Source organism: Brachyspira catarrhinii (assembly GCF_005518285.1).
Classification (GTDB): domain Bacteria; phylum Spirochaetota; class Brachyspiria; order Brachyspirales; family Brachyspiraceae; genus Brachyspira; species Brachyspira catarrhinii.
In genome coordinates this window covers 1-10070 of record NZ_SJDU01000049.1, presented here as the reverse complement: position 1 = coordinate 10070, position 10070 = coordinate 1, and the positions used below count along the sequence as shown (strand labels likewise).

Below are 10070 nucleotides of genomic sequence, written 5' to 3'. Positions count from 1 at the left end.
GAAGCGCTTTATTCTTATGCATCTCAATAATATCGAATCTTTCTGGAGTATATGAAGTCGCAAAAGATTATTCGATTTCCTGCGATATGAATAATATTGATTCGCTTACGGACGCAATGCTTAAAGTTTATAAAAATAAAAATATAAAAATAGAATTAATAGAATCCTCAAAAAAAATACTTGATGATTTTACGCCCGATAAATATACCGAAAATATCCTCGATTATATAAAAAACAACTTGTAATATTTACAATTTATAGTTATAATTAACTACTAATTATGTTTATTTATTATTTAAGGATATGTATTTATGAGAGAATATAATTCTATTCCAAGCGCTTATTTTGAAACGGCAATGAAAATGCCTCAAAGTCCCGCATACAGATACAGAAACAACAACGGAGAAAAAAGGACTATTATATATAAAGAATTATACGAAAAAATAAACGCCGTTGCAAAAGCTTTTGAAATTAAAGGTTTATCTTCAAAAAATGTCGCCATATTTTCAGAAAACAGAATCGAATGGTTTATATGCGATATGGCTCTTTTATCTTTGGGTTCTGTAGATGTGCCAAGAGGAAACGATTCGACTTCCGAAGAATTGAATTATATTATAGAACATAGCGAATCAAAAGCGGCGCTCGTTGAAAATAAATATGTTTTCGACAAAATAAAAAAACATCATAACGATTTATCTTTAATAATTTTTTTAGATAGCTCGATGCATAATCCAGATAAAAATATATATTCTTTCGATAAATTTTTGGAATTGGGAAAAGAAGCATTAAACGGCAAGGAAGATTTTGCCATAAATAAAGCTAAAAAATTAAACAACGAAAATATCGCCACTATTATATACACTTCGGGAACTACGGGGAAACCGAAAGGAGTTGTTTTGACGCATGGAAATATACTTCATAATGTTAGAGTTTTGCCCGACATAATAAAATTAAAAAGCGGAGAAAAACTTTTAACCATACTTCCAATTTGGCATATTTACGAAAGAACAATATCTTATGTAACGGGAATAACGGGATGTTTTACGGCAATAACGAATAAAAGAGATTTGAAGATAGATTTTTTTGAAGAGAAGCCCGATATATTTATTTCAGTTCCAGCGATTTGGGTTAATATATACAATACGGTAATGAAAAATATCGACAGAAAAGGTTTGTTTTCAAAAATACTTGCAAAAACTTTAATAAAAGGCTCTATAAGATATATAAGAAATTTAAGATACCAAAATAATTTAACTTATTTAATAGGCGAAGAAAAAAAAGAAGAACAAATAAGATATTATCAAATAGGTTTATTCGATTTCTTTTTTCATAAACTCGCTCAAAAAATAATTTATAAAAAAATAATCGAACTGACTGGCGGAAGACTTCGTTTAACCATATCTGGCGGAGGAGCTTTGCCCATGTATATTGAAGATTTTATTGAAGCTGCGGGAATAAATTTAGTTGTCGGCTGGGGAATAACGGAAACCTCGCCCGTAGTCACTTTAAGGTCTCCCTACAAAAATTTTAGAGGAACATGCGGAACTCCTATTCCAGAAGTGACTATAGAAATAAGAGATAAAAAAGGAGAAATTTGTAAAGACGGAGTTATGGGAGTTTGCTATATAAAAGGTCCGAATGTATTTAAAGAATATTATAAAGATAAAGAATTAACCGAAACCGTAAAGAAAGACGATTTTTTTGATTCGGGAGATTTGGGAACTTATACTAAAGAAGGCGAAATAGTTTTGACGGGACGAGCGAAAGAAACAATAGTTCTTTTAACGGGAGAAAATGTAGAACCGCAACCGATTGAAAATAAAGCGATGGAATCAAAATATATCTCTCAAATAATGCTAATAGGACAAGATAAATCTTCAACGGGAGCGATAATAGTAATTAATTTGGAAAATATAAAAGAATATTTTACGAAGCATAAGATTCATGATAATTTTGATGATTTAAGTAATTCTGCCGAAGTTAATAAATTGATAAAGTCCGAATTAAAAAGATTGATTAACGCTAAAAACGGATTTAGACCTTACGAAATAATTTCAAAAACTATTATAACGGATAAAGAATTTAGTATTGAAAACGGACTTTTGACTCAATCTTTAAAAATGAAAAGATTCGATATTATGCAAAAATATAAAGAAGAGATAGAAAAACTATATCAAAAAAATTAATTTATGTTATAATTTTGTATCATAAATAAAAATAGAAAATATGTTTATAACTTCAAAAAACGCCATAACGGAAGCTATTAATAAAGATTTGGTAAAAATTTTATATATAAAATCTCCGTTATCAAAAAGAGAAAAAGAAATAATAAAACTTGCCGAAAGAAAAAAAATTAAAATAAAAATCGTAGATAAAAAAGAAATCGAATCTATAATCGGAAAAGTTTATTCGATAGTCGCCGAAGTTGAAGAAAATGCGGAAATTGGAATCGACTCGTTTTTGGATAAAGCCTTGAATAAAGATTTAAAAGAAAAACGCAAACCTTTAATATTTATATTGGATTCCATAACCGATGTTCATAATTTAGGAGCTATCGTAAGAAACGCTTATTTTTTCGGAGTGGCGGGAATAATAATTCCGAAAGACAATTCAGCCAAAGTAAACGAAAAAGTCTACGAAGTATCTCAAGGAGCGGCTTATCATTTGCCAATATTAACGGAAACGAATTTAAATAAAGCGTTGGGAAAAATGAAAGATAAAGGTTTTTGGATATATTACGCGAGCGAAAAAGGAGAAATTTCTTTGGAAAATTTTAGATTCGACTATCCAACCGCGATTATATTAGGAAACGAACATATCGGAGTGAGAGAAACTATAAAGAAAAATTCGGATGGAAGCGTAGTGATAAATTCGTTAAACGATTTCGATTCTTTAAATGTGTCTTCCGCTTCCGCAATAATCAGCTACGCGTATTCGATATTCAAAAATTAAGCGTATTCTATTTCTATTAAAGACCTTAAAGAATTTTTAGCTTCGTTAAAAAATCTCGCGTTTGGCTCTACTTTATAATCTTCGCCTATTTTAAATATTTCCGTTCCGCTTTCGGATTTCAATTTTAAGAAAATAGTATAATCTCCAGGATTGCTCGAAATAGCGTTTTGCAAGCATAATAAATCCATATCGTCAAAAATATTTTTATTCATATAAAGAGATAATTGTTTTTTTCCAGAATTGGAATTTTTAATAAAATTATAATTACTGTCGGAAATTTTAGGATTTGATTCTTTATTCTTAAAAGGATTTTCAGAATTATTATTTTCAACTTTAATTGATTTTGCAGTAGCGTTTTCAAAATCGTTTGTTTTTATTGTTCTTTTCACTTCTTTCAAGTTTTTATTTTCCAAATAAGCGTCAAGTTCTTTTATTTCTATTATATTATTATAAATTCTATCGTTGAATCTGCTTTTTTCTCTTTTGCCTTTAATCAAAATTGCAGTTTGTTCGTTTAAGATGTCTCTATATTTTTCTATTTGATTTTTTGCCGTAATATAGAAAACCGATTCGGTAAATAAATCTATCACATTCAAAGTAATCATCGGAATATTTTTTTTAGTCGTAGATTCGTATATTTTAGTTATAACGGCGGGAATTGAAAATTCGTATTTGTCTTCCAATTTATCCAATTCCAAAAGATTATTAAAATATTTATAATCTATTTTATTTATATAATTTGCAAAAGGATGGAATCTTAAAGAAAATCCCAAAACCTCTTTTTCATTTTCCATTAATATATTGCTTGCGTATTCAATTTGTTTTTCTATTACCAAAGTGGCGTCTCCAATATCGTCAGCCGAAACGGAATCGAAAAGCATCGTTTGTCCCGATAGAGTTTCTTTTTGATAATTTGCCGCATGAGCAAGTATCGAATCGAGCGAAGATATTAAAGCGTTTTCCGTATGTCCGAAATCAGAGAAAGCCCCGCATTTTATTAACGCTTCGTAAACTCTTCTATTAACCAAATGCGAATCGACTCTTTTTACAAAATCCTCTAAAGATTTATATTCCCCGTTTTTTTCTCTTTCTTCTTGAATTGCAAAAGCCGCTTGATAACCGACTCCTTTAACGGCGCTTAATCCGTAAATTATTTTTCCATTTTTCTGAGAAAATAAGGCGTCGCTTTCTGGTATCGAGGCGGTAACTATTTCTATATTTTTTTGTTTGATTTCGTTTAAGTATAAAGCTATTTTATCCGTATCGGTTATTGTCGTATTGAGCAAAGCTACATAATATTCCATAGGATAATGCGCCTTGATATAAGCCTCTTGATAAGCTATTAAAGCGTAACATACCGAGTGAGATTTATTGAAACCGTATTCTGCAAAACCTTTCATAGTGTCGAATAGATAAACGAGCAATTCTTTATCGTATCCGTTTTTGAGTCCGCCTTCGATAAATTTCGCTTCCATAGAATTCATTTTGTCGACTATTTTTTTACCCATAGCCTTTCTTAAATCGTCCGCTTCCGCAGCCGTGAATCCGCCAATCGCTCTACTTATAGCCATAATCTGCTCTTGATATATAAGCACTCCCTGACTCTCCTCAAGTATAGGTTTCAAATCGGGATGTTTATAAACTATATTTTTTCTTTTATTTTTTCTGTCGGCATAATCTTTATCCATTCCCGCTTTTAAAGGACCTGGGCGAAACAACGCTACGCTCGAAACCAAATCCATAAATTCCGTAGGTTTAATATTCAAAAGCATCTGTCTCATTCCCGCGCTTTCAAATTGGAATATTCCGCCAGTGTCCGCTTTTCTAAAAATTTCGTAAACCGCTTGGTCGTCAAAAGGAATTTTATCAATATCGATTTCTTTATTATAACGATTTTTTATATCGGCAACGGCGTCTTTTATGAGTCGCAAGTTTTTAATTCCCAAGAAATCCATTTTTATTAGTCCCGCGCTTTCGACATAATTCATTTCGTATTGGCAGGCTCTCGTTTTGGTTTTGGAATCCTGATAAACGGGAACGCAATCCATAATCGCTTTATTCGATATTATAATTCCAGCCGCATGGAGTCCTACATTTCTAATCAAACCGTCTAATCGAACGGCAACCTCATACATATTTTTTAATTCTCTATCCGAATCTATATCTTTTTTGAAATCTTCAAATTCTTCGTCATCGTATATATCTGCAAGTCTGATATTGGAAAGAGGAACTTTTTCCGCTAACCTTGAAGATACGCTCAAATCCATTCCCATTACTCTGCAAACATCTTTTATAACCGAGCGACCGCCCAATGTTCCGAAAGTGGCTATTTGAGCGACATTATCGTTTCCGTATTTTTCTTTCACATATTCTATCACCAAATCTCTTTTATCGTCTTGAAAATCGACATCTATATCGGGCATACTCTTTCTTTCGGGATTCAAAAATCTTTCAAAAAGCAAATCGTAATCTAAAGGATTGACTTTTGTAATTCCCGTTGCGAAAGCGACTATAGAACCCGCGGCGCTTCCTCTTCCCGGTCCAACGGCAATATCGTTATTTCTCGCATAATTTATGAAATCCTGCACGACAAGAAAATAACCTTCAAAACCCATTTTTGATATTACGGATAGTTCCATTTCGAGTCTTTCCAAAGCATCTTTAGGAATATCGTTATTATAATATTTATTAAGTCCTTCAAGACACATTTTTTTAAGAATCGTAGTTTCCGTTTCTCCAGATGGAAGCTCAAAAGAAGGCATATAATAGTTTTTAGTCATTATATTCAAATCTTTGCATTGTTCGGCTATTTTAATTGTATTTTCAAAAGCTTTTGGAAGTTTGGAAAAGGATTTCATCATCTCTTCTTCGCTTTTCAAATGAAAATCGTTGCTCGGAAATTTATATCTTTTTGCATCGCTTAATTTCGCTCTCGTTTGTATTGCAAGAAGTATTTCATGAGCCTTCGCGTCCTCTTTCAAAACATAATGCACATCGTTCGTAATAACCGTTTCTATATTATGAGAATTTGCTAATTTATATAATTCGCTATTAAGATGTTTTTCTTCGGGTATTCCATGGTCTTGAAGTTCAATATAAAAATCTTCTCCAAATATAGATTTATAATATTCCGCTAATTGTGAAGCCTGTTTATTGTCTTTTCTTCTTATGGCAATCGGTATTTCGCCTCCCATACAAGCGCTTAAACATATTAATCCTTTATGATATTTTTCTATTAATTGATGGTCGACTCGCGGTCTATAGTAAAATCCTTCAGTATATCCGAAAGTTACCAATTTGCATAAATTATCGTATCCTTCTTTATCTTTTGCCAAAACAACTAAATGCATTGCACTTTTTTCTTCCGAGCTTTCAAGTTTTTTATCGAATCTAGTTTTTGGAGCTACATACAATTCGCATCCTATAATTGGATTTATTCCTTTATCTTTCGCTTCCGAAAAGAATTCCATAACTCCGAACATATTTCCATGGTCGGTTATAGCTATAGCGGGCATATTAAGTTCTTTAGCTCTGTCTATTAATCCCGGTATAAGCCTTTTAGTTTTATCTTTTTTAGAATATAAAGATTTTATACGCGCCGCTCCGTCAAGTATCGAATATTGCGTATGAACATGTAAATGAACAAATGACATAAAAACCCCTTTTGTTTATTGTATTATATTATAAATTATGTTAAATAGCAAGTTTAAAATACTATCTAATAATTTTTTAATACACTATATATATATATACGGTATATTTACCATTAAGATTAATTATATTTATATAAAATTCATTAGCCCAGTCTTAATAACTACTAAATAAATAATTGAAAAAATAAAAAAATTTGTTATAATATGGTTATATATTACGATACTGTTAACATTAGGATAAAAAGGAATAAGGAATATAGTATATGACGACAAATACGATAAAATTCATGGATGTTAGATTTATCAATCCGTTTATAGTTTCTTTAGTTTCGATATTTAAAGAAATGGCGGGAGTTTCTATGGAAAAGGGAACATTGGTAAAAGGACAGGGCAGAAAATTATTCTCTGGCTACGGCGTTGCCATAGGAATTGTGGGAGATGTAAACGGACAAGTTTTATACGAATTCCCCGAAAATTTTTCTCAACTTTTAACGGAAAACCTTACCGATAAAAAACGTTCCGAATACGACTCCGAAGAAGAATTCGAAGATATGATGAGAAGCGTAATAAACGAAATAGGAAATACGATAAGCGGACTTGCAATAACGAAATTATCCGAAGAAGGTATAAGTTGCGATATTACTCCTCCTATTTTATATTTTGGTAAAGAGATACAAATTATACCGAAAAATCTAAAAACTATTATTATTCCTTTTCAATCGAATATAGGTTTCGTAAGCGTCAATATAGCGATGGATATTTAAAATAATAATTCCTTAACTTTATTATATGGAAATTCTATTAATTTATTTTATCGAAGTATTTATTATAATAATTCTTATAATGCTTTCGGCACTATTTTCTGGAAGCGAAACGGCATATACCACCATAGACGAAGTAACTTTAATGCGTCTTGTTAGAGAGAAAAAAATTAAAGAAGAAGACATGAAATATTGGGGTAAATCGAGTTCGATGATACCGAGTTTGCTTGTCGGAAATAATATAGTAAATATTACCGCAAGCTCTATGATTACCGTCTTTGCCATAAGAATAGCGAGAACATTTACAAATCTATCCGAGAATTTAACGGTTACAATATCAACTATAACTATAACCGTTCTTATTATAATATTCGGAGAGATTTTGCCAAAAATATTGATGAGAGTAAACGCCGAAAAAACAATTCCTTATCTTTTATATTTTATGAAAGCGAGTTATTTTATTTTTAAACCTATAACTTTTTTAATGGATAAAATAACCACTTTTATAATGAATTATTTAGTCCCAAAAAATTTGAGGAATACGGAAAGAAGAAGCGCTTTATCAAGTATGGACGATATTACCACGATAATTCATATAGGACATAAAGAAGGAATAATCAAAGAATCTACTCATGAATTACTAACGGGAGTAATCGACTTCAGAAGCAAAACCGTTGACGAAATAATGACGCCGAGAGTCGATATGGTTTGTATAGAAGCGGAAACGGAGATAAGCGATATAATTCGCCTTACGGTAGAAACGGGGCTTTCAAGATTTCCCGTATATGAAGAAACTATAGACCATATAATCGGAATATTTCATACTCGCTCGTTATTTAAAGATTATTTAAAATCGAATAATAAAAACAAAACTAAAAATAAAGCTATTGATTATATAATGCTTCCGTATTTTATACCCGAAACTAAAACAATAAGCAGTTTATTTAACGATATGCAAAAAAAGAAATTGCAAATGGCTATAACTATTGACGAATACGGAGGAACTGCGGGACTTGTCACTATGGAAGATATAGTCGAAGAGATTATGGGCGATATAACGGACGAAAGCGATAAGAGAGAAGAAGATTTGATTAAATTCAAAGGAAAAAGAATAATAGTAAACGGCACGGCTTCAATAGAGGAAGTGAACGAAGCTTTAAATTGGAATATTGAAGAACATGAAGAATATCAAACTATTGCGGGTTATGTTATAGACAAATTAGACCATATTCCAGAAACGAACGAAAGATTAATATTAAACGGCTATAGAATAAGAATAATGAAAGTGGAAGACAGAAGAATAATTGAAATGGAATTCACTCCGATTAAAAATATAAGAATGTCGGAATCGAACGAAGAAGAATCAAAAAATGCGGAAGGTAAAAATAACGAGGATAATTATAATGAAATTTAAATATATTTTCTTTATAATTATGATATTTTTATTTTCATGCAATAAAGAAATTCAAAAAGAACCAAAATCAGCCAAACTCGTTTTTGTAGGCGATATAATGACGCATCCTAATGTGGTAAAATCTTTTGAAAATAAAGATATTTTAATAGACTTAAAAGATTATTTGACGGGAGATATAATATTTGCCAATTTAGAATTTGCCGTTAATACGAATAAACCTCCAATGCCCTACCCCGAATTTAACGGCTCAATAGAATATTTAAGATATTTTTTTAATTATTTTGATTTATTTTCCGTGGCGAATAATCACGCTTACGACCAAGGCGCTCAAGCGGAAGCTCAAACGATAGCGGAAATTGAAAGAAATAATAAATTGATATTAGGAGGCTCGACAAACGATAACGATATAAAACCTTTGATAACGAATATTAACGATATTCCGATTTTTTTGTCTGCTTATACAATGCTTGACAACGGAATAAGTTATAGAACAAACGAAAACGGATATTTTTATTTTATGAATTTTTTCCCTAAAGAAAAAGATTTGATAGAAAAAGTAAAAGACGATTTAACTTTGGCGACAAACGGAGAATTAAAAATTATCTCTCTTCATTTCGGTTTGGAATATACTACAGAACCAGAAAAATCGACAATAGAAATTGCAAGAAATTTAATCGAAAACGGTGTCGATATAATAATAGGACATCATCCGCATGTTCCGAGATGTTCCGAAATATACGAAGGAGAAAATCATAAAGGAATAATAATATATTCGCTCGGAAATTTTATATCGAGTCATAAAGGACGATATCCTTATTTAGATATTGGGACGATTTTATCTTTGGAAATAAAAGAAAATAAAGAAATTAATTTTGAATTTATGCCGACATATTACGCGTTTTTTTATAAAAATAAATTTAATAAAAATGATTTTGATTTTATAATGAAACCGATAAAAGAAAATCCCGAAATTTCTATGCCAGAACTCAAAACAAATTATATTTATAGCGATTACGACACAAACGCTATAAAAAACGGTTATAAACTGATAAATCAATTTTATAGCCATTTAACGAATGAAAATGTAAAAGATTTATTTGTGGAAAATATGACTAATTAAAAAATAGTCATTGCAAACATTTGCAATACACACAAAATAGATTTTTATTTGGATTGCTTTACTCGTTTCACTCGCTCGCAATGACAATGCATTTTTCGTCATTGCGAATATTTGAAAAATGTGAAGCAATCTAAAAATAAAAAACCGAGCCTTTAATCAATTAAGATAAA

The 10070-nt window shown here is 30.9% G+C and carries 6 protein-coding genes and 1 pseudogene; 6 read left to right on the top strand and 1 reads right to left on the bottom strand.

Features of this window, described 5'->3' with window-relative positions; translation table 11 throughout:
• The 3 genes and pseudogenes from EZH24_RS13980 to rlmB all read left to right on the top strand — a co-directional run.
• Positions 1-245, top strand: a pseudogene (locus tag EZH24_RS13980) (glycosyltransferase family 4 protein); the annotation flags it as partial.
• A 66-nt stretch (positions 246-311) separates the two neighbouring features.
• Positions 312-2186, top strand: coding sequence for an AMP-dependent synthetase/ligase (locus tag EZH24_RS03235; RefSeq protein WP_137997695.1), 1875 nt, complete (start codon positions 312-314; stop codon positions 2184-2186).
• A gap of 40 nt (positions 2187-2226) precedes the next feature.
• Positions 2227-2952, top strand: a complete 726-nt coding sequence (rlmB, locus tag EZH24_RS03230) for a 23S rRNA (guanosine(2251)-2'-O)-methyltransferase RlmB (RefSeq protein WP_137997694.1) — start codon at positions 2227-2229, stop codon at positions 2950-2952.
• Here the strand turns inward: rlmB and dnaE are convergent.
• Positions 2949-6605 (bottom strand): DNA polymerase III subunit alpha, encoded by a 3657-nt coding sequence (dnaE, locus tag EZH24_RS03225; protein WP_137997693.1) that lies wholly within the window; start codon positions 6603-6605, stop codon positions 2949-2951. The genes rlmB and dnaE overlap by 4 nt on opposite strands.
• A 263-nt stretch (positions 6606-6868) precedes the next feature.
• Here dnaE and EZH24_RS03220 point away from each other — a divergent pair, with 263 nt between their 5' ends.
• From EZH24_RS03220 to EZH24_RS03210, 3 genes are read left to right on the top strand one after another with little or no spacing between them, the layout of a single operon-like run.
• Entirely contained in the window at positions 6869-7369 is a 501-nt protein-coding gene (locus EZH24_RS03220; protein ID WP_137997692.1) for a chemotaxis protein CheX, read from the top strand.
• A gap of 25 nt (positions 7370-7394) precedes the next feature.
• Positions 7395-8780, top strand: coding sequence for a hemolysin family protein (locus EZH24_RS03215; RefSeq protein ID WP_137997691.1), 1386 nt, complete (start codon positions 7395-7397; stop codon positions 8778-8780).
• On the top strand, positions 8770-9900 hold the full coding sequence (locus tag EZH24_RS03210; RefSeq protein WP_137997690.1) for a CapA family protein: 1131 nt from the start codon (positions 8770-8772) through the stop codon (positions 9898-9900). Before EZH24_RS03215 ends, EZH24_RS03210 begins: the two co-directional genes overlap by 11 nt.
• Positions 9901-10070: the final 170 nt, after the last annotated feature.